A 23,311-nucleotide genomic window follows, 5' to 3' on the forward strand; every position below is an offset into this window, starting at 1 on the left:
CCTCTAGTACGCAATTCCACCGGCGACCAGCCCTCGCCGGTCTCGTAACAAGACTCCGGAAGGAGCTCGCATGACCGTCACATCAGACCAGGTGACATCCACTGCGTCGGCCAACGCCGAGCCGCTCACGCAGGAAGAGACCATCGCGTCACTCGGGCATTACGGGTACGGCTGGTCCGATTCCGACGAGGCCGGTGCCAGTGCGCAGCGCGGTCTGTCCGAAGACGTCGTGCGCGACATCTCGGCGAAGAAGAGCGAACCGGACTGGATGCTCGACATCCGCCTGCGGGCGCTGAAGACCTTCGACAAGAAGCCGATGCCGAACTGGGGATCGGACCTCGAAGGCATTCACTTCGACAACATCAAGTACTTCGTGCGCTCGAGCGAGAAGCAGGCCGAGAGCTGGGAAGACCTGCCCGAGGACATCAAGAACACGTACGACAAGCTGGGCATCCCCGAGGCCGAGAAGCAGCGCCTCGTCGCCGGTGTCGCGGCTCAGTACGAGTCGGAGGTCGTCTATCACTCGATCCGTGAGGACCTCGAGTCGCAGGGCGTCATCTTCCTCGACACCGACACGGGTCTGAAGCAGCACCCCGAACTGTTCCAGGAGTACTTCGGCACGGTCATCCCGGCCGGCGACAACAAGTTCTCCGCGCTGAACACCGCCGTGTGGTCGGGTGGCTCGTTCATCTACGTCCCGCCGGGCGTGCACGTCGACATCCCGCTGCAGGCCTACTTCCGTATCAACACGGAGAACATGGGCCAGTTCGAGCGGACCCTGATCATCGTCGACGAGGGCGCCTCGGTGCACTACGTCGAGGGCTGCACCGCACCGATCTACAAGTCCGACTCGCTGCACTCCGCGGTGGTCGAGATCATCGTGAAGAAGGGCGGTCACTGCCGCTACACGACCATTCAGAACTGGTCGAACAACGTCTACAACCTGGTCACCAAGCGCACCAAGGTGGAGGCCGGCGGATCCATGGAGTGGATCGACGGCAACATCGGGTCCAAGGTCACCATGAAGTACCCGGCCGTCTGGATGATGGGCGAGCACGCCCGCGGCGAGGTTCTCTCCGTGGCATTCGCCGGTGAGGGCCAGCACCAGGACACCGGCGCCAAGATGCTGCACCTCGCGCCGCACACGTCGTCGACCATCATCAGCAAGTCGGTGGCCCGCGGCGGTGGACGCGCGTCCTACCGCGGACTCGTCCAGGTCAACAAGGGCGCCCACGGCTCCAAGTCGACGGTCAAGTGTGACGCGCTGCTGGTCGATCAGATCAGCCGCTCGGACACCTACCCGTACGTCGACATCCGGGAGGACGACGTAACCATGGGTCACGAGGCCACCGTGTCGAAGGTCAGCGACGACCAGTTGTTCTACCTGATGAGCCGCGGGCTCACCGAAGACGAGGCCATGGCCACGGTCGTGCGCGGCTTCGTCGAGCCGATCGCCAAGGAACTCCCGATGGAGTACGCCCTGGAACTGAACCGCCTGATCGAACTGCAGATGGAAGGGGCGGTGGGTTAGTGACCACGCCAGAAACTGGTGTCCAGAATCTCGGAGTCACGGGTGCCGTCGCCGGCGAGAATCCGCGGATAGCGCGGACGTCCACCGGCTCGCCGATCGCCAACAAGGGCGAGGTCTTCACGTCGTTCGACGTCAACGCGTTCGAGATCCCGGGTGGTCGTGACGAGGTCTGGCGATTCACCCCGCTGCGCCGTCTCCGCGGACTGCACGACGGAACGGCCGTGGCAAACGGCACGGCCACCGTCGACGTCGCCGGCCCGGACCCGGTGACGGTCGAGACCGTCGGGCGCGACGACGACCGGCTGGGCAAGGCCGGGGTTCCCGCCGACCGTGTGGCCGCACAGGCGTACTCGGGTTTCGAGACGGCGACCGTCGTCACCGTCGGCCGTGAGGTCGAGGTCGACGAGACGATCAACATCACGATCACGGGCCCGGGCGAGGGCAAGGTTGCCTTCGGGCATCTGCAGATCCGGCTCGACGCGTTCGCGAAGGCGACCGTCGTGATCGACCAGCGCGGCAGCGGAACGTTCGCCGAGAACGTCGAGTTCGTGCTCGGCGACAGCGCCCACCTCACCGTCGTCGCCGTCCAGGACTGGGCGGACGACACCGTGCACGTCGCGTCGCATCACGCGCGGCTCGGCCGGGACGCGGTCCTGCGGCACAACGCCGTCAGCCTCGGCGGCGACCTCGTCCGCCTCTCCGCGACCGTCAAGTACGACGGCCCCGGCGGCGACGCCGAACTGCTCGGCCTGTACTTCGCCGACGCGGGACAGCACTTCGAGCAGCGCCTGCTGGTGGATCATTCGCAGCCGCACTGCAAGTCCAACGTGGTCTACAAGGGCGCCCTGCAGGGTGATCCGGAGTCGGGGAAGCCCGACGCGCACACCGTGTGGGTCGGCGACGTGCTGATCCGTGCGGCGGCCGAAGGCACCGACACGTTCGAGCTGAACCGCAACCTCGTCCTCACGGACGGCGCCCGCGCGGATTCGGTCCCGAACCTGGAAATCGAGACCGGCGAGATCGTGGGTGCCGGCCACGCCAGCGCCACGGGTCGATTCGACGACGAGCAGTTGTTCTACCTGCGCGCCCGCGGAATCCCCGAGGACGCGGCACGGCGACTCGTCGTGCGCGGTTTCTTCCACGAGATCATCAACAAGATCGCCGTCGCCGAGATCCGTGAGCGTCTCGAGGCTGCCGTCGAGGCCGAACTCGCCGCAGTCGGCGTCTGAGCCGCGCCGCCGGACCATTACTTCCCATTTCTTCGAAGGATCACAATGTCTACCCCTGACGCCTCCACCCCCGAAACCTCGGTCCTGGAAATCAAGGACCTGCACGTCGACGTCGCGAACACCGACGAGAACGCCGAACCGATCAACATCCTCAAGGGTGTGAACCTGACGGTTCGTTCCGGCGAGACTCACGCGATCATGGGACCCAACGGTTCCGGCAAGTCGACGCTGTCGTACGCGATCGCGGGGCACCCCAAGTACCAGATCACCTCGGGTTCCATCACGCTCAACGGCGAAGACGTCCTCGAGATGAGCGTCGACGAGCGCGCCCGCGCGGGACTGTTCCTCGCGATGCAGTACCCCGTCGAGGTCCCCGGCGTCTCCATGTCGAACTTCCTGCGCACCGCGGCCACCGCCGTCCGTGGCGAGGCCCCGAAGCTCCGCCACTGGGTGAAGGAAGTCAAGGAGGCGCTGACCGAACTCGACATCGACCCGTCGTTCGGCGAGCGCAGTGTCAACGAAGGGTTCTCCGGCGGTGAGAAGAAGCGCCACGAGATCCTGCAGCTCGGCCTCCTGAAGCCGAAGATCGCGATCCTCGACGAGACCGACTCCGGACTCGACGTCGACGCCCTGCGCGTCGTCTCCGAGGGTGTGAACCGCTACAAGGAGCGCCAGCACGGCGGAATCCTGCTGATCACGCACTACACGCGCATCCTCCGGTACATCAAGCCGGAGTACGTTCACGTGTTCGTCGGAGGCCGTGTCGTCGAGTCGGGCGGACCGGAACTGGCCGACGAGCTCGAGGCGAACGGCTACGAGCGATTCACCCAGGCTGCAGCAACGCAAGGAGCATAAACGCAGATGACCACCTCGGTGCGCGTATTCGACGTCACCCGGATCCGGAACGACTTCCCGATCCTGGCGCGTACGGTCCGCGACGGAAAACCGCTGGTGTACCTCGATTCGGGTGCCACATCGCAGCGCCCGAACCAGGTGCTCGACGCCGAGAGGGAGTTTCTCACCACCTGTAACGCTGCCGTGCACCGAGGCGCTCACCAGCTCGCCGAGGAGGCCACGGACGCGTACGAGAACGCGCGTGCGGCGATCGCCGGGTTCGTCGGCGTCGACAGCGACGAACTCGTGTTCACCAAGAACGCGACGGAGTCCCTCAACCTCGTCACCCACGTCCTCGGCGACGACCGCTTCGAACGGCACCTCGGTCCCGGCGACGAGATCGTCATCACCGAGCTCGAGCATCACGCCAATCTGGTGCCGTGGCAGGAACTCGCGCGCAGCACCGGTGCCACGTTGCGCTGGTACGGCGTCACCGACGACGGCCGCATCGACCTCGACTCGCTCGAGCTGACCGCTGCCGTCAAGGTGGTGGCGTTCACCCACCAGTCCAACGTGACCGGGGCGGTGGCACCGGTCGAGGAGCTGGTCCGCCGCGCCCGCGCGGTCGGCGCGCTGGTGGTGCTCGACGCCTGCCAGTCCGTCCCGCACATGGCGGTGGACTTCCACGCGCTCGGAGTCGACTATGCGGCGTTCTCCGGTCACAAGATGCTCGGCCCGTCCGGCGTGGGTGTCCTGTACGGACGCCGGGAACTGCTGAACGCGATGCCGCCGTTCATCACCGGTGGCTCGATGATCGAGACCGTCACGATGGAACGCACCACCTACGCGCCGCCGCCGCAGCGCTTCGAGGCGGGCGTCCCGATGACGTCGCAGGTGGTCGGTCTCGGCGCGGCGGTCCGCTATCTCGACGAGATCGGGATGGACGCGGTCGCGGCGCACGAGCACACCCTGGTCGAGGCGGCACTGGCAGCGCTCGGCGCCATCGATGGTGTGCGCATCATCGGACCTACGACCGCCGAGGACCGCGGCGGGGCCGTGTCGTTCGTGGTCGACGGAATCCACGCGCACGATCTCGGCCAGATCCTCGACGACGAGGGCGTCGCCATCCGCGTCGGCCACCACTGCGCCTGGCCCCTGCACCGGCGCTTCGGTGTCGCGGCCACGGCGAGGGCGTCGTTCGCTCTGTACAACACGGTCGACGAGGTCGCCGCTCTCGCGGCGGCGGTGCGGCGTGCACAGGAGTTCTTCGGGGAGGTTCCTGCATGAGAATGGAACAGATGTACCAGGAAGTGATCCTGGACCACTACAAGCATCCCCACGGCCGCGGCCTTCGTGAACCGTTCGGCGCCGAAGTCCACCACGTCAATCCGACGTGCGGCGACGAAGTGACGCTGCGCGTGCAGCTCGCCGACGACGGCACCGTGGTGGATGTCTCGTATGACGGCCAGGGCTGCTCCATCAGCCAGGCGTCGACGTCGGTGCTCACCGATCAGGTCGTGGGCATGCCCGTCGAGCAGGCGCTGCAGACCGTTGCCGCGTTCAACGAAATGGTGAGCAGCCGCGGTACCGTCGAGGGGGACGAGGACGTCCTCGGGGACGGCATCGCCTTCGTCGGTGTCTCGAAGTACCCGGCCCGCGTGAAATGCGCATTGCTCGGATGGATGGCATTCAAGGACGCGGTTGTTCAGATAGTGGACGAACAGGATTCGGCCGTTCCGACAGCAGACGGCGAACCAGCTCGAATCGGAGGACAGGCATCATGAGCGAGACGCAGACGCCGCAGGCGGACGCCACAGCACCGGAGCAGGCGCCGGCGGACCAGGGCGGCGAATCCGCGCCCACCGCATCGGGTGCGATCACGGACCCGAAACGACTGGAGGAGCTCGAGGAGGCGATGCGCGACGTCGTCGACCCCGAACTCGGCATCAATGTCGTCGACCTCGGTCTCGTGTACGGCATCACTGAGGAAGAGGACGTCGTGACCCTCGACATGACCCTCACGTCGGCGGCGTGCCCGCTGACCGATGTCATCGAGGACCAGTCCCGCGGTGCACTCGTGCGCAGCGGTCTGTGCAACGAATTGAAGATCAACTGGGTGTGGCTCCCGCCGTGGGGCCCCGACAAGATCACCGAGGACGGCCGCGAGCAGTTGCGCGCCCTCGGGTTCACGGTCTGACGACCCACCACCGTTGACGGAGGGGCTCGGCGAGAACCATCTCGCCGAGCCCCTCCGTGTCGGTTCAGGCGCGTTTGCGTTCCGAGGTGGACGATTTCGCGGTGGCCTTCTTCGCCGCGGTCTTGGCCGGGGCCTTCTTCGCCGGTTTCTTCGCGGGTGCGGCCTTCTTCCCCGCGGCGTCGACGCTGCGCTGCAGTGCGGCCACGAGATCCACCACTTCGGCGTCCTCGCCGCTCTTCTCGACCTCCGCGACGGGTATGACCTTCTTGCCGCCAGACTCGATCATCTCGTCGAGCAGTTCACGCAGCTGCACCTGGTAGTCGTCGGTGAACTCGGTGGGGTCGAAGTCGTCGGCCATGCTGTCGACGAGGGTCTCGGCCATCGCGAGTTCCTTCGCCTTCGGCTTCTCGACGCCGTCGAGGGAGGTGAATTCGGCCGCGCGTACCTCGTCCGGCCACAGCAGCGTCTGGATCACCAGAACCCCGTCCCGCGAGCGCATCGCGGCCAGCCGGGTGCGCTGACGGAGCGTGAAATGAACGAGCGCGGTGCGGTCGCTGTTCTCGAGGGCTGTCGCCAGGAGGACATATGCCTTCGGAGAGCTCGAATCCGGTTCGAGGAAGTAACTCTTCTCGAACAGAATGGGGTCGATCTGTTCGGTCGGCACGAACTGCAGAACCGGAATCTCGTGTTTCTCGGCGGCGGGTAGCTTCCCGAAATCGTCGTCGGTCAACACCACGCGGACGCCGTCGTCCGAGTCGTAGGCCTTGTCGATATCGGCGTATTGGATGACGTTGCCGCATTCGGAGCACACGCGGTTGTATTTGATCCGGCCGCCGTCCTTGGCATGGACCTGGTGAAATCTGATGTCGTGATCTTCGGTGGCCGAATAGACCTTGACCGGCACGTTCACGAGTCCGAACGCTATCGAGCCCTTCCATATCGACCGCATGCGTTCCATGATGGTCTCCTTTTCGCATTCTCGCGACAATTCATCGAACTTCCCGGCGAAGCGTGGAGCGGAGAATCGCACCGCGGATATCGCCGGAGGACGCGAGAAACATCCGGGCCATCGCCGACAGGGTCCCGCGCAGATTCGACCGTTCGGACAGATATGCGGCCTGGAGTCGGGGCGGCAGATCGAAGAAATGCTCGAAGAATTCGGGGACGTGCTCGGGCCCCAGATCCAGGAGGACGCGCAGGCCGACCGATCGCAGTGACGCGACGGAGCGGGCCTTCCACGGCCACAGTCGCGCGTTCGAGCCGTCACGGAGGTCCCGGGCCAGAGCGTCCGCGTACAGAAGTGACGCGGCGACGCTGTAGCCGGTGCCGGGGTGCATCAACCCGGCGCGGGCTCCGAAGCGAACCTGATCCGAGCTGTGGGAACGACCGGCCTCCGGTGGTGGCTCCACGGCGAATCTCACGCGCTCGACGTCCGAATGGGAAGGCACGCTGATGCCGCGCGCCCGGAGTCGGTCGTGGAGTCTGGTGGCGAGCTCGGAGATCGGGAGCGGGGGCCGGCCGACGAGGCATGTCTCCTCGAGCAGGAACCGGTCCGGTGCGAGCGGGACCCCGTAGAGGAATGACGGCGCGTCGTCGGGCGACGTGCCGTTGTCGCGGCGCCAATCCATGAACACCGCGGCCTCGCTGCCCAGCGCGAGCGCGGCGGTGCCGGGGTCCACCACGACGCCGTATGCCGTCTGCTGAGCGAGGTCGGGGCTGTCACCGGTACCCCGGGCATCGACGACGACGTGAGCGTTCACCGTCGAGCCGTCGTCCAGCAGGACAGAGGTGGGGGACAGGTCGACGGCTCTACCTGCGATAACGGTTCCGCAATCGTCACCGAGTATTGATTGCAGCCTCGATGTATTCAAAATGCAGTAGGTGCGATCGATGATGTGGCGGCGTGTCGTCCACGCTGCCGGGCGGTCGGTTCTCGTTGCGACGGTATCGCTCGGGAGCCAGCCGGGGAGTTCGTCTTCCCAGGCCGCGTACGTCGCGGTCCACGATCTGCGGGGGAGTGGATCGACCGACACGACCGCCGAACCGAGAGCGGTGGCACGGTGGGCGAGGGCGCGGCCGGCAGGGCCGAGGCCGACGATCGCGACGTCCCAGATCGGCGGACGGGGAGTGGCGCTCACGCCGCCAGCCTGTCACAGCCGGAGGTGGCCGGGGCGGCGGACGTCAGCAGGATCACCGACGGCCGTGTTCCCCGCGGGCGGCGGTCGGGTAAAATTGCTGGTTCGTGCGTTCTTTGCGCAGTTTTTCTCATTCAACGCCTGTGCCATTTTCCTAGGAGTCTTGTTGATCACCGCTACCGACCTGGAAGTTCGAGCTGGAGTGCGGACGTTGCTGTCTGCTCCCGGGCCGGCTTTGCGGGTGCAGCCCGGCGACCGCATCGGGCTGGTCGGCCGTAACGGTGCCGGCAAGACGACGACCCTCCGCATCCTCGCGGGGGAGGGTGAGCCGTATGCGGGAGCCGTGGTGCGCACCGGCGACCTCGGGTACCTCCCGCAGGACCCGAAGGAAGGCGACCTCGACGTCCTCGCGAAGGACCGGGTGTTGTCGGCGCGCGGTCTCGACTCGCTGCTGCGCGACATGGAGAAGCAGCAGATCCTGATGTCGGAGGTCGTGGACGACGCCGAACGCGACAAGGCCGTCCGCAAGTACGGCAATCTCGAGGACCGGTTCTCCGCCCTCGGTGGGTACGAGGCCGAGAGCGAGGCGGCGCGCATCTGCAACAGCCTCGGACTGGCCGACCGCATCCTCGGTCAGCAACTGCACACTCTGTCCGGTGGTCAGCGCCGCCGTGTCGAACTGGCGCGCATCCTGTTCGCCGCGTCGGACGGCAGCGGCGGACGGTCGGACACGACGCTGCTGCTCGACGAGCCCACCAACCACCTGGACGCCGACTCGATCACGTGGCTGCGGGGATTCCTGCAGAACCACGAGGGGGGTCTGATCGTGATCAGCCACGACGTCGATCTGCTCAACGACGTCGTGAACCGGGTCTGGTTCCTCGACGCCGTGCGCGGCGAGGCCGACGTCTACAACATGACCTGGAAGAAGTACCTCGACGCCCGCGCGACCGACGAGCAGCGCCGCCGCCGCGAGCGGGCGAACGCGGAGAAGAAGGCGGGCGCGTTGCGCGCGCAGGCCGCGAAGCTCGGCGCGAAGGCGACCAAGGCCGTGGCGGCGCAGAACATGGCGAAGCGTGCCGACAAGCTGATGTCGGACCTCGACGCGGAACGCGTGTCCGACAAGGTGGCCCGGATCCGGTTCCCCGAGCCGGCCGCGTGCGGCAAGACACCGCTGATGGCGGAAAACCTGACGAAGGTCTACGGTTCGCTCGAGATCTTCACCGGCGTGGACCTCGCGATCGACCGTGGGTCCCGCGTCGTCGTGCTCGGCCTCAACGGTGCGGGTAAGACGACGCTGCTGCGCATCCTCGGCGGCGTGGAGACGCCGGACGCCGGTGGGCTCGTCCCCGGTCACGGACTGAAGATCGGCTACTTCGCGCAGGAGCACGACACCCTCGACGACAACGCGTCGGTGTGGGAGAACATCCGCCACGCGGCGCCGGACACGGGGGAGCAGGAGTTGCGTTCGCTACTCGGTGCGTTCATGTTCACCGGGCCGCAGCTCGAGCAGCCGGCGGGCACCCTGTCCGGCGGTGAGAAGACCCGCCTCGCGCTCGCGGGGCTCGTGTCGTCCGCGGCGAACGTCCTGCTGCTCGACGAGCCGACGAACAACCTCGACCCCGTGTCCCGCGAGCAGGTACTGGACGCGCTCCGCAGCTACACCGGGGCCGTCGTGCTGGTGACCCACGATCCGGGCGCCGCCGAGGCGCTCGACCCGGAACGGGTCATCCTCCTGCCCGACGGCACCGAGGACCACTGGTCGCAGGACTACCTGGAACTGATTCAGCTCGCCTGAGCGCCGCGCGTAGATATCGCGCTCGCTGCGCTCTACCGTGGAAACCACCGTCGCTCGCCGACTGGAGGAGTTCATGGCTGACATCGGGGTCTTCGCCAAGAGCGCTCGGATCACGGGACCGTCGCGTGCCGATTTGCAGGCGGAGCTGAAACAGCGGTACCAGGCCGGGGCGAGTATTCGTTCTCTCGCCCGGGAAATGGGGCGATCGTACGGATTCGTCCGCAACATTCTCGCGGAGTCCGAGGTGGAGCTCCGCGGACGAGGCGGAGCTCACCGTCGTAAGACCTGACCGGTGTCGGTGGTGGGAGCGTGTCAGTCGCGGCGTCGGACGGATTCCTCGACGAGGTCGAGCACGGCCGACAGGTTGTCACCGGCGTGCCCGGAGGCGATGCGGGCGACGAGGCCGTCGAGCACCAGGTCCAGGTAGCCGATGAGGACGTCGGTCGGCACGTCGTCGCGGAGACGGCCCGCGGACTTCTGCCGCGCGAGGCGTGCCATGGTCGCCTCGGTCAGTTCCGCCGACCGTTGCGACCAGCTTCTGCGGAAGTCGGCATCGTTCCGCAGCCGTCGAGCGATTTCGAGCCGGGTTCCCAGCCAGTCGAACTGGTCGGGCTGGGCGAGCATGTCCCGCATCACCTGGACGAGACCCTCGTGGGCGACCACGTCGGCCATCCTGGTCGCGTCCTCGTGGGCGAGCGCCAGGAACAACCCGTCCTTGTCCTTGAAGTGATGGAAGATCGCCCCGCGTGACAGTCCGGTCACTTCCTCGAGCCTGCGGACGGTGGCGCCGTCGTAACCGTATTCGGCAAAGCATCGGCGGGCGCCGTCCAGGATCTGACTGCGCCGGGCCGCGAGATGGTCTTCACTGACCTTGGGCAAAGTGCCTCCTTCGTCGGCCTGTGCGTGTGTTCGGCCCTTTCGCGAGAAAGGTCACTTCATGCACTGAGCGCGCACGACCAGTCATTCGGGATGGTGAGATCCGCTCGAAGTGGTCGTGCGCGCTCAGTGCCTGTTCAGGCCGAAAACACGCACAGGCGCGGAGCGCCTAGTGCGCCTAGCCCTTGATCATGTTGCGGAGCACGTACTGCAGGATGCCGCCGTTGCGGTAGTAGTCCGCTTCACCGGGGGTATCGATGCGGACGACTGCGTCGAACACGACCTTCTCGCCGTTCTCGCGCGTTGCCGTGACCTTCATGGTCTTCGGGGTGACGCCCTCGTTCAGCTTCTCGACGCCTTCGATGTCGAAGGTCTCGGTGCCGTCGAGCTTCAGCGACGCGGCCGACTCGCCGGCCGGGAACTGCAGCGGAACGACGCCCATCCCGATGAGGTTGGAGCGGTGGATGCGCTCGAACGACTCGGTGATGACGGCCTTGACGCCGAGGAGGCTGGTGCCCTTCGCGGCCCAGTCACGCGACGATCCGGAGCCGTACTCCTTGCCGCCCAGCACGACCAGCGGGATGCCGGCTGCCTGGTAGTTCTGCGACGCGTCGTAGATGAAGGCCTGCGGGCCGCCGTCCTGGGTGAAGTCGCGGGTGTAACCACCGGAGACGTCGTCGAGGAGCTGGTTGCGCAGACGGATGTTCGCGAACGTGCCGCGGATCATCACCTCGTGGTTGCCGCGACGCGAGCCGAGCGAGTTGTAGTCCTTGCGCTCGACGCCGTGGGAATCGAGGTACTGCGCGGCGGGGGTGCCGACCTTGATCGGACCTGCCGGGCTGATGTGGTCGGTGGTGACCGAGTCGCCGAGCAGGGCGAGGACGCGAGCGCCCTTGATGTCCTTGACCGGGGCCGGATCCTTCGGCATGCCGTCGAAGTACGGAGCCTTGCGGACGTACGTCGAGTTGTCGTCCCATTCGAAGGTGTCACCCTCGGGGGTCGAGAGGTTCTGCCAGCGGCTGTCGCCCGCGAAGATCGTTGCGTAGGACTTGCGGAACATGTCCTGGCTGATTGCCGTCTTGATGGTCTCTTCGATCTCCTGCGTGGACGGCCAGATGTCCTTCAGGTACACCGGGTTGCCGTCGGTGTCGTCGCCGAGCGAGTCGGTCTCGAAATCGAAGTCCATGGTTCCCGCAAGGCCGTAGGCGATGACGAGCGGCGGGGAGGCCAGGTAGTTCATCTTCACGTCGGGGGAGATGCGTCCCTCGAAGTTGCGGTTGCCCGAGAGCACCGCGGTGACCGACAGGTCGTTGTCGTTGATGGCCTTGGAGACTGCCTCGGGCAGCGGGCCGGTGTTGCCGATGCACGTGGTGCATCCGTAGCCGCCGAGGTAGTAGCCGAGCTTCTCGAGGTACGGCCAGAGGCCTGCCTTCTCGTAGTAGTCGGTGACGACCTGCGAGCCGGGTGCCATGTTGGTCTTGACCCACGGCTTGGTGGCCAGGCCCTTCTCGACGGCATTGCGGGCGAGCAACGCCGCGCCGAGCATGACCGACGGGTTGGACGTGTTGGTGCAGGACGTGATGCCGGCAACGACGACGGCGCCGTGATCGAGAACGAACTCGCCCGCGTCGGACTTGACGACGACCGGCTTGCTCGGGCGGCCTTCTGCGCCGTTGGCGGCGGAGAGAACGTCGACGGCTCCGTCGTCGGCGAACGACAGAACTGCGGGGTCGGACGCCGGGAACGATTCTTCGACGGCCTCGTCGAGCTGGGTGTGCTCGGCCGGATGGTTCTCTTCCACGTAGTTGTGGATGTCCTTGCGGAACGCGGTCTTCGAGTCCGACAACAGGATTCGGTCCTGCGGGCGCTTCGGGCCGGCGATCGAGGGAACAACGGTGCCCAGATCGAGCTCGATGTACTCGGAGAAGACGGGCTCGTTGTCGGGATCGTGCCACAGGCCCTGGTCCTTGGCGTACGCCTCGACGAGAGCGAGCTGCTCGTCGCTGCGGCCGGTCAGGCGCAGGTAGTCGATCGTTTCGCTGTCGATCGGGAAGATCGCTGCGGTGGAACCGAACTCGGGGCTCATGTTGCCCAGGGTTGCGCGGTTCGCGAGCGGAACCTCGGCCACACCCTTGCCGTAGAACTCGACGAACTTGCCGACGACGCCGTGCTTGCGCAGCATCTCGGTGGCGGTGAGCACGACGTCGGTGGCGGTGACGCCGGGCTTGATCTCACCGGTCAGCTTGAAGCCGACGACGCGGGGGATGAGCATGGAGACCGGCTGGCCGAGCATGGCGGCCTCGGCTTCGATGCCGCCGACACCCCAGCCCAGCACGCCGAGGCCGTTGACCATCGTGGTGTGCGAGTCGGTGCCGACGCAGGTGTCGGGGTACGCCTGGCCGTTCCGTGCCATGACGGTCGGAGCCAGGTATTCGATGTTGACCTGGTGAACGATGCCCATTCCCGGGGGGACGACCTTGAAGTCGTCGAATGCGCCCTGGCCCCAGCGGAGGAACTGGTAACGCTCGCCGTTGCGCTCGTATTCGAGGTCGACGTTCCGCTCGAGTGCATCGGCCTGGCCGAAGATGTCGAGAATGACCGAGTGGTCGATGACCATGTCGGCGGGGGAGAGCGGGTTGACCTTGTTGGGGTCGCCGCCGAGGGTGGTGACAGCCTCACGCATGGTGGCGAGGTCGACGACGCAGGGGACGCCGGTGAAGTCCTGCATGATCACGCGAGCCGGCGTGAACTGGATTTCGATGCTCGGCTGAGCCGAGGGATCCCAGCCTGCGATTGCGCGGATGTGATCCGCGGTGATGTTGGCACCGTCTTCGGTGCGGAGAAGGTTCTCGGTGAGAACCTTCAAGGAGTACGGCAATTTCTCGGTGCCGGGGACGGCCGAGAGGCGGAAGACCTCGTAGGACTTCTCACCGACCTCGAGGGTTCCCTTTGCTCCGAATGAATCAATACTGGTGCTCACGTCAGCTCCACTCGTCTATGAGGGTCGCCACCGACGGGGCTGTGTCGACGGCTGCAGGCGCCGCGGGCACGACTGATCCGTGTGCGCTGTCGTGCTAGCGAGAACGGAATCGGCCCCTACCGCGGTACCTCCGATAGTCTAACAGTACGCTTGTCCTGTGAGAATTCGGGGCGGAAACGAGCCCGTACCCCCGGCGATTCTGCACTACCGCGGCGGGGGCGCACCCGGACGGAACGGAACTTCGGGGACTCCTCACGTAGTGTTCACGCGAGGCTTACGTTCCTACAGCAGACCCGGATGAGAGATGCCTGCCCCTATCGCCACCGCACTTCCTGCCAGCGTCACGATTCCCGCCCATTCGGCCCTCCCGTTGTCGACGGACCTTCCGGAGGACATCGACGTCTCCGACGTGGTCGCGGACGTGTCCGACGACGGGGTGTCGGCCCCGTCCGACGAGACCGGTGAACTCGTCGCCGTCGTCGATCGCGCGGCCGAGCACGGACTCGAGCTGAGCATCGTGGTGCTGGACGAGGATCCCGGCCGCGACTCGCAGCTGCGCGACCTCGCGACCGAGGTCGGCGCCGAGGAGGGCGGCACCGTTCTGGTGCTGAGCCCCAGCTGGGTCGGCACGTACAGCGATTCGATCAGCCGGGTGCTGCTCGAATCGGGTCAGGACCGCACCTACACCGGTGACCCGGTGGTCGCCGCGAATCACTTCGTCGACGAGGTCGTGGAGCCGGGTCCGCCGTGGGCCCTGTTCACGGCGGTCATCGTGGCGATCGTCGTCATCGCGTCGGCCGCGACGTTCTTCGCGAAGTCGCGCCGGGCGTCCGGCTCGAATGATGGCGACGCCGCGAAAAAGGCCGGCGGTGCCGCGGGCGCCGGCACGACGTACGAGCGGCAGAAGCCCTGACTCCTCCCGAATTTCCGGGATAACTCGGCGGTAATTTCACGTTTCGTCCGTGTGCGGCCGCTGCCTGCGTCGATGCGCGTAAATTGCGCCGACGATTCACAGTTCGACATTTCCGCTGGTCAAATTACTCATGTGTTATTTGTGACTAAAGTTTCCATAGAGTCCGGAAGTGTCGTACGGTGCATTTGGCGCTCTTGGGGAAGAAGTGTCGCAGGCTGGTGATTGACGTCCAGAGTGACGGTGTTCCGGCGTACGTCGGTGTCGCCGGAACACGGAAGGTGTGGCTGCCGGAATTTCTCCCCACGACGAGCACAGCGCGGCCTGCGCGATCGGTGCAGATCCGAGGGAGAGAGTTGTGAAGCGACAAGCACGAGCTGGAGTGGGGCACCGCAGCTTCTCCCGCAGGCGCGTCCGCGCAGTGCGCCTCCTGATCGGACTGGGCATCGTCGGCGCCCTGGTCGGCAGCACGCCCGGTCTGGCCGCCGCGGTGCCGCCCCCGCCGCCGAATCCGTCCGACTCCGACATCGCCCAGGCCCAGACCCAGGTGTCGGCGGGCCTCGGGCAGGTCAGCGAACTCATCAACCAGGTCGCGTCCGCGGATCAGCAACTCGCCCAGCTCGACAACGAGGTCGCCATCAAACGCGAGGACGTGAACCGGGCGCTGGTCGATCTGCAGAACGCCCGCAGCGCCGCCGACCTGGCCGCCAGCGTGGTCGGGGCCTCCCAGCAGGCGCTGCGCGACGCCGGCGCGCAGATCGAGCTGGCGCAGAAGGACTTCGACAAGTACGCCCGGTCGAGCTACACGCAGGGCACCAACGTGTCCGCGATCTCGACGTACCTGGGCGCCCAGGGGCCCGGGGACGTCCTGGACCGCGCGCAGGTTCTGAAACTCCTCGCCACCAGCCAGAACGCGGTGCTCGAGGGACTGCAGCGCGCCCGGACCGCCCAGGCCAACAAGGATTCCGCGGCGCGTGAGGCGAAGCAGCAGGCGGACGTGGCCGCCGACCAGGCCGCGTCGAAGAAGTCGCTCGCCGAGCAGGCGATCGCGATCGCCCGGTCGGCGTTGCAGGACCAGGCGGCCAAGAAGGCGCAGATCGAGAGCAACCGGGCGGCCGCGCAGGCCCAGCTCGACGCGGCCCGCGGGAACGTCGCGGGGCTGCAGGGGCAGCGTGAGGCGTACGCGACGTGGGAGGAGCAGAAGCGCGCCGAGGACGCGCAGAAGGCTGCCATCGCCGCCGCGGCCCGGGAGGCGGCGACGCAGGCCGCGGCGCGGGTCGCCGCCAACGAGGCGGCACGTCAGCGCGCCGCGGAACTCGCGGCGGGGCAGCGGGCGCACACCACGATCGAGGACGAGGACTCCGCCACCGGCGGCGGGACGACCACGCCGAAGTCCACCCCCAAGTCGAAACCGTCGACGAGCGGTGAGGACCTGACGGGCAGTGAGGCCATCGAGACCGTCATCGACCGGGGCCTGTCCCAGATCGGTGTGGAGTACGCGTGGGGCGGCGGCGACGAGGAAGGCCCCACCCTGGGTATCCGCGACGGCGGTGTCGCCGACAGTTACGGCGACTTCAACAAGGTCGGCTTCGACTGCTCCGGCCTGATGATCTACGCGTTCGCCGGAATCGGCATCTCGCTGCCGCACTACACCGGTTATCAGTACACCGCGGGCGAGCAGGTTCCCTCGGAGGAGATGCAGCGCGGCGACATGATCTTCTGGGGCCCGAACGCCAGCCAGCACGTCGCGCTGTATCTCGGCGACGACCAGATGCTGGAGGCGCCGCAGTCGGGAGACGTCGTCAAGATCTCCCCGGTGCGATGGGACGGCATGACCCCTTACGCTGTCCGTATGGTGTCGTGATCCATGATGTCGATGAAGTAGTCCGCGGTGCGGATCGTGCTTGGTTGCGGCGGGGGTTGCTTGCACCTGGAATAGTTGAGCAAGTACGTGAACGGGCGGAACGATCTAGGTGAAAGCGGTGGATTCTTGGTGACCTCACGTGATGATGCGGTATCGGAGGGTGCAGCCCGGAAGGAGTCGCCCGCGAAGGCCGCTCCCGAAGGTGTGAAGAACGGGGGTGCGGCCAACGGATCGGGTCCCCAGAACGCCACCGCGCCGAAGGCACCCTCACAGACCGCAGGAACGCCGACGTCGGTCGCACCCAGTCTCGCTGCCGACGTCCAGACGCTGGAACGCGCGATCTACGAGGTCAAGCGCGTGATCGTCGGGCAGGACCGGCTGGTGGAGCGGATCCTCGTCGGTCTGCTCGCGAAGGGACACGTGCTGCTCGAGGGTGTCCCGGGTGTGGCGAAGACCCTGGCCGTCGAGACGTTCGCGAAGGTGGTCGGCGGGTCGTTCTCGCGTGTCCAGTTCACGCCGGACCTGGTGCCCACCGACCTGATCGGTACGCGCATCTACCGGCAGGGGCGGGAGGAGTTCGACACCGAACTCGGCCCGGTCGTCGCGAACTTCGTGCTCGCCGACGAGATCAACCGCGCGCCGGCGAAGGTGCAGTCGGCACTGCTCGAGGTGATGGCCGAGCGGCACGTCTCGATCGGCGGCAAGCGGTACCACATGCCCGACCCGTTCCTGGTGATGGCGACGCAGAACCCGATCGAGAACGAGGGTGTGTATCCGCTGCCGGAGGCGCAGCGCGACCGCTTCCTGTTCAAGATTCTCGTCGACTACCCGACGGTGGAGGAAGAGCGCGAGATCGTCTACCGGATGGGCGTCGACGCGCCGGAACCGCACCAGATCCTCGACCCCGAGGAACTGGTCCGGCTGCAGAAGGTCGCGAGCGGTGTGTTCGTGCACCATGCGCTCGTCGACTACGTGGTGCGGGTCATCGCGGCCACCCGCACGCCGGCGGAGTTCGGTCTCCCCGACGTCGACGGCTGGATCGCGTACGGCGCGTCTCCGCGTGCGACGCTGGGCATCATTTCGTCGGCGCGGGCGCTGGCGTTGCTGCGGGGGCGTGACTACGTGGTGCCGCAGGACGTGCTCGAGGTGATCCCGGACGTGCTGCGGCACCGTCTCGTGCTGTCCTACGACGCGCTCGCCGACGAGGTGAGCCCGGACGACGTGATCTCCCGTGTGCTGCAGACGGTGGGTCTGCCGCAGATCGCGGCACAGCCGACGGCGGTCCCGGCCGCTCCCGCCGGTCACAACGGACCGCCCGTCCCGTCCACGTCGGTGCCCGGACCGACGGCGATGAGCCAGCCACGGTGAGTGCGCGTACCGCCGGTGCGCAGAGTTCCGGCCCGCCGCCGTCGTTTCGCTCCGGCGAACTCCGTGATCCCAAACTGTCCGCCGCGCTGCGGACGCTGGAACTGACCGTCCGTCGTCGCCTCGACGGTGTCCTGCACGGCGACCATATGGGCCTGATCCCGGGACCGGGCTCGGAGCCGGGTGATGCGCGCGAGTACCAGCCGGGTGACGACGTCCGTCAGATGGACTGGTCGGTGACCGCCCGGACGACGCATCCGCACGTCCGGCAGTCGGTCGCGGACCGGGAGCTGGAGACGTGGCTCGTCGTCGATCTGTCGTCGAGCCTGGACTTCGGCACCGCCGGGTGCGAGAAGCGGGACCTGGTGGTGGCCGCGGCCGCCGCCGTCACGCACCTGACCAGCGGCGGCGGCAACCGGATCGGGGCGATCGTCTCGACCGGCGCCCAGACCATCCGGATCCCGGCCCGCGGGGGCCGGATCCACGCGCAGGCGATGCTGCGTCGGATCGCGACCACCCCGCACGCCCCGGACGGGGTGCGGGGCGACCTGCAGGGGGCGGTGGAGTCGTTGCGCCGGCCGCAGCGCCGCCGCGGCCTGGCCGTCGTCATCAGCGACTTTCTGGGGCCGATCGACTGGGAGCGGTCGCTGCGGGCCATCTCGGGCCGCCACGACGTACTCGGTGTCGAGGTGCTCGACCCGCGAGATCTGGAATTACCCGACCTGGGGGATGTAGTGCTGCACGATCCGGAGTCCGGACGGACCCGCGAGTTCACGACCACGCCGCAATTGCGCGCCGACTTCGCGCGGGCCGCGGACGAGCACCGCCTGCAGGTGGAGCAGTCGCTGCGGCGGTGCGGTGCCCCGCTGCTCAGTCTGCGGACCGACCGGGACTGGATCTCGGATGTGGTGCGGTTCGTGTCCGCCCGGAAGCACAGTTACGGCACCGCGACGAACCAGAGGTCGTGCCGGTGAGTCTTTCGCAGTTCACCTCACCGTGGTGGTTGCTGTTCCTGCTGGTCGTCGTGGCGCTGGTTGCGGGATACGTGTGGGTGCAACGGCAGCGGCACAAGCACACCCTGCGGTTCACCAACTTCGCGTTGCTCGAAAAGGTCGCGCCGTCGCGGCCGGGCCGGGCCCGGCACATTCCGGCGCTGCTGATGGTGCTGGCGCTGGTGTTCTTCAGTGTGGCCCTGGCCGGTCCGACGGAGGACAAGCGGGTTCCGCGGAATCGGGCCACCGTGATCCTCGTCATCGACGTGTCGTTGTCGATGAAGGCCACGGACGTGGAACCGACCCGGCTGGCCGCCGCGCAGGACGCCGCGAAGTCGTTCGCCGACGGGCTCACTCCCGGCATCAATCTCGGTCTCGTCGCGTTTGCAGGCACCGCGTCGGTGCTGGTCTCGCCGACCACCAACCGGGAGGCCACGAAGGTCGCGATCGACAATCTGCAGTTGAGTGAGCGGACCGCCACCGGTGAGGCGATCTTCACGTCGCTGCAGTCGATCGACACGCTGGCCGCGGTGCTCGGCGGCAGCGATCAGGCGCCGCCCGCCCGGATCGTGCTGCTCTCGGACGGCAAGCAGACGGTCCCCGAGAATCCGGACGATCCACGCGGCGGGTTCACCGCGGCCCGCCAGGCGAAGGACAAGGACGTTCCCATCTCCACGATCTCGTTCGGCACGAGCTACGGCAAGGTCGAGATCGAGGACGAACGCATCCCGGTGCCCGTCGACGATCCGTCACTGCGGGAGATCGCGAATCTCTCCGGCGGCAGCTTCTTCACTGCGTCGAGCCTGGAGGAACTGCGCGACGTCTACGACACCCTCGAGGAGCAGATCGGGTTCGAGACCACCCGCGGCGACGCCAGCCGCCCGTGGCTGGTGCTGGGTGTCCTCTCCGCGACGGCGGGACTGATCCTCGCGCTGGTCCTGCGTCAACGGCTGCCGTGATCCGCGTTCCACCGCGGCCCCGCGCTTCTACTCCTGCACATCTGAACAGATAGGTTTATCGCCATGTCTACCCCAGAAACCACCGACGCGTCGGTGAGGACGGTCTCCACTCCCCGGTCGGTGCTCGTCACCGGCGGCAACCGCGGAATCGGCCTCGCAGTCGCGCAGCGCCTCGCGGCGGACGGGCACAAGGTCGCGGTCACGCACCGCGGATCGGGTGCGCCCGAGGGCCTGTTCGGCGTCCAGTGCGACGTCACCGACACCGAGTCGATCGACCGCGCCTTCAAGGAAGTGGAAGCGCACCAGGGCCCGGTCGAGGTCCTCGTCGCGAACGCCGGCATCACCGACGACACCCTGATCATGCGGATGACCGAGGATCAGTTCACCTCCGTCGTCGACGCCAACCTGACCGGCGCGTTCCGCGTCGCGAAGCGCGCCACCCGCTCGATGCTGCGGTCGCGGTTCGGCCGGTTCGTGTTCCTCGGGTCGGTCGTCGGGCTCGCCGGCGGTCCCGGCCAGGTCAACTACGCGGCATCGAAGGCCGGTGTGGTCGGCATCGCCCGCTCGCTGACCCGCGAACTCGGTTCCCGGTCGATCACCGCGAACGTGGTGGCCCCGGGCTTCATCGACACCGACATGACCGCGGTCCTCGACGACAAGTACAAGGACATGATCACCGGCGCCGTCCCGCTGCAGCGGCAGGGCAAGCCGGAGGAGGTCGCCGCGGTGGTGAGCTTCCTGGCCTCCGACGATTCGGCCTACGTCTCCGGCGCGGTGATCCCCGTCGACGGCGGCCTCGGCATGGGCCACTAGAGCTCCCACACCACTTCCCGGACTTTTCTTCACAGGAGGACACCTCATGGGCGGATTGCTCGAAGGTAAGACCATTCTCGTCACCGGCATCATCACGGACGCGTCCATCGCGTTCCACGTCGCCAAGGTCGCCCAGGAACAGGGCGCCAAGGTGATTATCACCGGATTCGACCGGCTCCGGCTGATCGACCGGATCGCGCAGCGGCTGCCGCAGCCGGTGCCGCCGGCGCTCGAACTCGACGTGCAGAACCCCGAGCACCTCGCGAGCCTCGCCGACCGCATCCGGGAGATCGCGCCGGAGGGCGTCGACGGCGTCGTGCACTCCATCGCGTTCGCGCCGCGGTCCTGCCTGGGCAGCCCGTTCTTCGACGCACCGTGGTCCGACGTCGGGGTGGCCTTCGAGGTGTCGGCCTACTCGTACGCGTCGCTGTCGAAGGCGCTGCTGCCGGTGCTGAACGACAACGCGTCGATCGTCGGCATGGACTTCGACCCGGCGCGGGCGGTGCCGTTCTACAACTGGATGGGGGTCGCCAAGGCCACCCTCGAGTCGGTGAACCGGTATGTCGCCAAGGAAGTCGGCGAACGCGGTATCCGCTCCAACCTCGTCGCGGCGGGCCCGATCAAGACCCTCGCCGCCAAGGCGATCGCCGGTACCGCCACCGACGACGCCAAGCAGATGAACGAGCTCAACACGGCGTGGGACGAGCGCGCGCCCATCGGCTGGAACGTCGACGACCCGGAGCCGGTCGCAAAGACCGTGTGCACCGTGCTGTCCGACTGGCTGCCCGGCACCACCGCGTCGATCATCTACGTCGACGGTGGCGCGCACGCGATGGCGGGCTAGGACACCACCCGGGGAGTGCGCCCCGAACGGCAGCACGGAAGATGGGGATCATGATCGCTGGAAATTCGACGGACGGTTCCGGTTCCCGCTTCGACGCCCTTCTCGTGTTGTCGTTCGGGGGTCCGGAGAAGCCCGAGGACGTGCGCCCGTTCCTGGAGAACGTCACCCGGGGCCGGGGGGTGCCGCCCGAGCGTCTGGACGCGGTCGCCGAGCACTACCTGCATTTCGGGGGTGTGTCGCCGATCAACGCCCTCAACCGCGACATCATCTCGCGCGTCGAGTCCGAATTGGCAAGTGCCGGAATCGATCTGCCCGTCTACTTCGGAAACCGGAACTGGCATCCGATGGTCGAGGACACGGTCGCCCGGATGGGCGCGGACGGGGTGCGCTCGGCCCTGGTGTTCCCGACGTCGGCATGGGGCGGGTACTCGGGGTGCCGGCAGTACCACGAGGACGTCGCCCGGGCGCGGGCCGCGGCCGGGGACGGGGCGCCGCACCTGCTGAAGCTGCGGCAGTACTACGACCACCCGCTGCTGATCGGGGCGTTCGCCGACGCCGTCCGCGCGGCCGCGACGCAGCTCCCCGCCGAGCACCGGGCCGACGCGCGGCTCGTGTTCACCGCCCACTCCGTGCCCGTCTCCGCGGACGTCAACGCCGGACCGCCGGAGGCGGGCGGCCGCCTCTACAGCCGGCAGGTGGCCGAGGCCGCCGCGCTCACCGCCCGCGCTGCCGGCTTCGACGACTTCGATCTGGTGTGGCAGTCCCGGTCCGGGCCGCCCCAGGTGCCCTGGCTCGAACCGGACATCTGCGACCATCTCGACGTCCTCGCCGGCGACGGGGTACGCGCGGTGATCGTGTGCCCGGTGGGATTCGTCTCCGATCACCTCGAGGTGGTGTGGGACCTGGACACCGAGGCCCGGGACCGGGCCGCCGAACTGGGCATCGACTTCGTGCGGGCGGCCACACCCGGCACGGATCGGCGTTTCGCGGAACTCGTCGTCGCACTCGTCACCGAGCAGCTGACCGGCGCGTCCGCCGCGCGGCTCGGATCCGAGCCGCTGCTCGGCTCCACCCTGGACGGCGAGTCCTGCGCGGTCGACTGCTGCAAGGCCGTCGTCAGGCCGTCAGGCCGTCCCGCGCACACGCATTGACGGCGGCGGCGCGCGCCGACCGCACCGCCGACCGGAGGGGCCGCAGCAGGTCCTCGAGGGTGGCCGCGCCCGACGCGGACACCGTGCGGGCGGGGGCCATCTGCTCGGCGACGGTGAGGATCGCGGCCACCTGATCGGCCGAGTCCAGGATCCGCAGCGCCCGCGGCGCGATCGTCGTCGGGTACCGGTGCCGCGCGGACTTCGCCAGCGCATCGGCGATCAGCGCGCGCGGATCGGCGCCGAACCCGGAGTCGAGCATGTGCAGGGCCTCGAGCGCGGCCGCGGCGTCGCGGACCGCCTCCCGCATCGTGAACTCGGCCTCGCCCAGACCGGTGTGGTGGGCGTCGAGGGGGAGCCGTTCGATCGTCGACACCGTCCACCGCAGCACGTCGGGACCCTCGACGTGCGGGACGAGGCCCGTCCCGGACCGGCCGGGCGGCCCGACGAGGACCCCCTCGCCGGCGTCGATGGCGGCAGACGCGAACTCGGTGCCCGCGGGCAGCCCGCGCACGTCGCCCGGCCCGGGCAGGACCAGCCGGATCTCGGTCTCGGGTTGCGACACGGAACGGCGCATCGTCTGCAGCAGCGCCGTCACCCCGGCGTCCTGCGGGTGGGGCCACGGCAGCCCGGTGCGGCCGGCCGTGGCCTCGTCCTCGGCGCAGGCGAGGTGCATCGGCGCCCATGCGTGGAGGGCGTCGATGACGTCGTCGGGTGCACTGTTCCCGGCGAGCCAGGAACTGGCCCACACGGTGAGAGTGGCGCTGGGTGAAGTCACGATAAACGAGCATATGTCGGCGTGGCGGCGTGTGTGTAACGGCGCCGCTGGCATAGCG

The 23,311-nt window shown here is 67.7% G+C and carries 21 protein-coding genes; 16 read left to right on the top strand and 5 right to left on the bottom strand.

What is annotated here, in order from left to right:
- Positions 1 to 70 precede the first annotated feature (70 nt).
- The 6 genes from sufB to ROP_RS34740 are packed head-to-tail and all read left to right on the top strand — an operon-like array spanning position 71 to position 5,791.
- Entirely contained in the window at positions 71 to 1,531 is a 1,461-nt protein-coding gene (sufB, locus tag ROP_RS34715; protein ID WP_015890656.1) for a Fe-S cluster assembly protein SufB, read from the top strand.
- Positions 1,531 to 2,760, top strand: coding sequence for a Fe-S cluster assembly protein SufD (gene sufD, locus ROP_RS34720; protein WP_015890657.1), 1,230 nt, complete (start codon positions 1,531 to 1,533; stop codon positions 2,758 to 2,760). Before sufB ends, sufD begins: the two co-directional genes overlap by 1 nt.
- A 45-nt stretch (positions 2,761 to 2,805) precedes the next feature.
- On the top strand, positions 2,806 to 3,615 hold the full coding sequence (sufC, locus tag ROP_RS34725) for a Fe-S cluster assembly ATPase SufC (RefSeq protein WP_015890658.1): 810 nt from the start codon (positions 2,806 to 2,808) through the stop codon (positions 3,613 to 3,615).
- A gap of 6 nt (positions 3,616 to 3,621) precedes the next feature.
- Positions 3,622 to 4,881, top strand: a complete 1,260-nt coding sequence (locus tag ROP_RS34730; protein WP_015890659.1) for a cysteine desulfurase — start codon at positions 3,622 to 3,624, stop codon at positions 4,879 to 4,881.
- Entirely contained in the window at positions 4,878 to 5,378 is a 501-nt protein-coding gene (gene sufU / locus ROP_RS34735) for a Fe-S cluster assembly sulfur transfer protein SufU (protein WP_015890660.1), read from the top strand. The genes ROP_RS34730 and sufU overlap by 4 nt, the downstream gene beginning before the upstream one ends.
- Positions 5,375 to 5,791 carry a metal-sulfur cluster assembly factor gene (locus ROP_RS34740; protein WP_015890661.1) on the top strand — a complete coding sequence of 139 codons (417 nt, stop codon included), beginning with the start codon at positions 5,375 to 5,377 and terminating at the stop codon, positions 5,789 to 5,791. Before sufU ends, ROP_RS34740 begins: the two co-directional genes overlap by 4 nt.
- A 64-nt stretch (positions 5,792 to 5,855) precedes the next feature.
- Here the strand turns inward: ROP_RS34740 and ROP_RS34745 are convergent, their stop codons facing one another.
- Together ROP_RS34745 and ROP_RS34750 are read right to left on the bottom strand one after the other, a co-directional pair.
- A complete protein-coding gene (locus ROP_RS34745; protein WP_015890662.1) occupies positions 5,856 to 6,749 on the bottom strand; it encodes a Ku protein in 894 nt (297 codons plus the stop codon).
- Between the two features lie 31 nt (positions 6,750 to 6,780).
- Positions 6,781 to 7,929: a lycopene cyclase family protein gene (locus tag ROP_RS34750; RefSeq protein WP_015890663.1), complete on the bottom strand. Its 1,149-nt coding sequence runs from the start codon at positions 7,927 to 7,929 to the stop codon at positions 6,781 to 6,783.
- A gap of 163 nt (positions 7,930 to 8,092) precedes the next feature.
- Between ROP_RS34750 and ROP_RS34755 the strand changes: the two genes are divergently transcribed.
- Together ROP_RS34755 and ROP_RS44395 are read left to right on the top strand one after the other, a co-directional pair.
- Positions 8,093 to 9,724, top strand: a complete 1,632-nt coding sequence (locus tag ROP_RS34755; protein ID WP_015890664.1) for an ABC-F family ATP-binding cassette domain-containing protein — start codon at positions 8,093 to 8,095, stop codon at positions 9,722 to 9,724.
- A gap of 73 nt (positions 9,725 to 9,797) precedes the next feature.
- Positions 9,798 to 10,013 (top strand): helix-turn-helix domain-containing protein, encoded by a 216-nt coding sequence (locus ROP_RS44395; protein ID WP_043825986.1) that lies wholly within the window; start codon positions 9,798 to 9,800, stop codon positions 10,011 to 10,013.
- Positions 10,014 to 10,036: 23 nt separating this feature from the next.
- Here the strand turns inward: ROP_RS44395 and ROP_RS34765 are convergent, their stop codons facing one another.
- Complete coding sequence (locus ROP_RS34765; RefSeq protein WP_015890666.1) at positions 10,037 to 10,603, bottom strand: TetR/AcrR family transcriptional regulator; 567 nt, start codon at positions 10,601 to 10,603, stop codon at positions 10,037 to 10,039.
- Positions 10,604 to 10,778: 175 nt separating this feature from the next.
- Positions 10,779 to 13,580, bottom strand: coding sequence for an aconitate hydratase AcnA (acnA, locus tag ROP_RS34770; RefSeq protein ID WP_015890667.1), 2,802 nt, complete (start codon positions 13,578 to 13,580; stop codon positions 10,779 to 10,781).
- 304 nt (positions 13,581 to 13,884) lie between these two features.
- Between acnA and ROP_RS34775 the strand changes: the two genes are divergently transcribed.
- From ROP_RS34775 to ROP_RS34810, 8 genes are all read left to right on the top strand, one after another.
- Entirely contained in the window at positions 13,885 to 14,493 is a 609-nt protein-coding gene (locus ROP_RS34775) for a DUF6676 family protein (RefSeq protein WP_015890668.1), read from the top strand.
- Positions 14,494 to 14,872: 379 nt separating this feature from the next.
- Entirely contained in the window at positions 14,873 to 16,354 is a 1,482-nt protein-coding gene (locus ROP_RS34780) for an NlpC/P60 family protein (RefSeq protein ID WP_015890669.1), read from the top strand.
- Positions 16,355 to 16,558: 204 nt separating this feature from the next.
- Positions 16,559 to 17,722 carry an AAA family ATPase gene (locus ROP_RS34785; RefSeq protein WP_015890670.1) on the top strand — a complete coding sequence of 388 codons (1,164 nt, stop codon included), beginning with the start codon at positions 16,559 to 16,561 and terminating at the stop codon, positions 17,720 to 17,722.
- Positions 17,719 to 18,693, top strand: coding sequence for a DUF58 domain-containing protein (locus tag ROP_RS34790; protein WP_015890671.1), 975 nt, complete (start codon positions 17,719 to 17,721; stop codon positions 18,691 to 18,693). Before ROP_RS34785 ends, ROP_RS34790 begins: the two co-directional genes overlap by 4 nt.
- On the top strand, positions 18,690 to 19,670 hold the full coding sequence (locus ROP_RS34795; RefSeq protein ID WP_043826947.1) for a VWA domain-containing protein: 981 nt from the start codon (positions 18,690 to 18,692) through the stop codon (positions 19,668 to 19,670). Before ROP_RS34790 ends, ROP_RS34795 begins: the two co-directional genes overlap by 4 nt.
- Positions 19,671 to 19,733: 63 nt before the next feature.
- Positions 19,734 to 20,483 carry a 3-oxoacyl-ACP reductase FabG1 gene (gene fabG1, locus ROP_RS34800; protein ID WP_015890673.1) on the top strand — a complete coding sequence of 250 codons (750 nt, stop codon included), beginning with the start codon at positions 19,734 to 19,736 and terminating at the stop codon, positions 20,481 to 20,483.
- A 46-nt stretch (positions 20,484 to 20,529) separates the two neighbouring features.
- Complete coding sequence (gene inhA / locus ROP_RS34805) at positions 20,530 to 21,327, top strand: NADH-dependent enoyl-ACP reductase InhA (protein ID WP_005241845.1); 798 nt, start codon at positions 20,530 to 20,532, stop codon at positions 21,325 to 21,327.
- A 41-nt stretch (positions 21,328 to 21,368) separates the two neighbouring features.
- Complete coding sequence (locus tag ROP_RS34810) at positions 21,369 to 22,478, top strand: ferrochelatase (RefSeq protein ID WP_043825989.1); 1,110 nt, start codon at positions 21,369 to 21,371, stop codon at positions 22,476 to 22,478.
- Here the strand turns inward: ROP_RS34810 and ROP_RS34815 are convergent.
- Positions 22,444 to 23,253 carry a hypothetical protein gene (locus tag ROP_RS34815; protein ID WP_015890675.1) on the bottom strand — a complete coding sequence of 270 codons (810 nt, stop codon included), beginning with the start codon at positions 23,251 to 23,253 and terminating at the stop codon, positions 22,444 to 22,446. The two genes, ROP_RS34810 and ROP_RS34815, sit on opposite strands and share 35 nt — an antisense overlap.
- Positions 23,254 to 23,311 lie beyond the last annotated feature (58 nt).

The sequence above is a fragment of the Rhodococcus opacus B4 genome (assembly GCF_000010805.1).
GTDB lineage: Bacteria > Actinomycetota > Actinomycetes > Mycobacteriales > Mycobacteriaceae > Rhodococcus_F > Rhodococcus_F opacus_C.

Coding starts and splice junctions, on each gene's coding strand:
- ROP_RS34775 (WP_015890668.1), top strand. CDS start 13,885: ATGCCTGCCCCTATCGCCACCGCACTTCCTGCCAGCGTCACGATTCCC.
- sufB (WP_015890656.1), top strand. CDS start 71: ATGACCGTCACATCAGACCAGGTGACATCCACTGCGTCGGCCAACGCC.
- ROP_RS44395 (WP_043825986.1), top strand. CDS start 9,798: ATGGCTGACATCGGGGTCTTCGCCAAGAGCGCTCGGATCACGGGACCG.
- ROP_RS34740 (WP_015890661.1), top strand. CDS start 5,375: ATGAGCGAGACGCAGACGCCGCAGGCGGACGCCACAGCACCGGAGCAG.
- ROP_RS34745 (WP_015890662.1), bottom strand. CDS start 6,749: ATGGAACGCATGCGGTCGATATGGAAGGGCTCGATAGCGTTCGGACTC.
- inhA (WP_005241845.1), top strand. CDS start 20,530: ATGGGCGGATTGCTCGAAGGTAAGACCATTCTCGTCACCGGCATCATC.
- ROP_RS34810 (WP_043825989.1), top strand. CDS start 21,369: ATGGGGATCATGATCGCTGGAAATTCGACGGACGGTTCCGGTTCCCGC.
- fabG1 (WP_015890673.1), top strand. CDS start 19,734: ATGTCTACCCCAGAAACCACCGACGCGTCGGTGAGGACGGTCTCCACT.
- sufU (WP_015890660.1), top strand. CDS start 4,878: ATGAGAATGGAACAGATGTACCAGGAAGTGATCCTGGACCACTACAAG.
- sufC (WP_015890658.1), top strand. CDS start 2,806: ATGTCTACCCCTGACGCCTCCACCCCCGAAACCTCGGTCCTGGAAATC.
- ROP_RS34730 (WP_015890659.1), top strand. CDS start 3,622: ATGACCACCTCGGTGCGCGTATTCGACGTCACCCGGATCCGGAACGAC.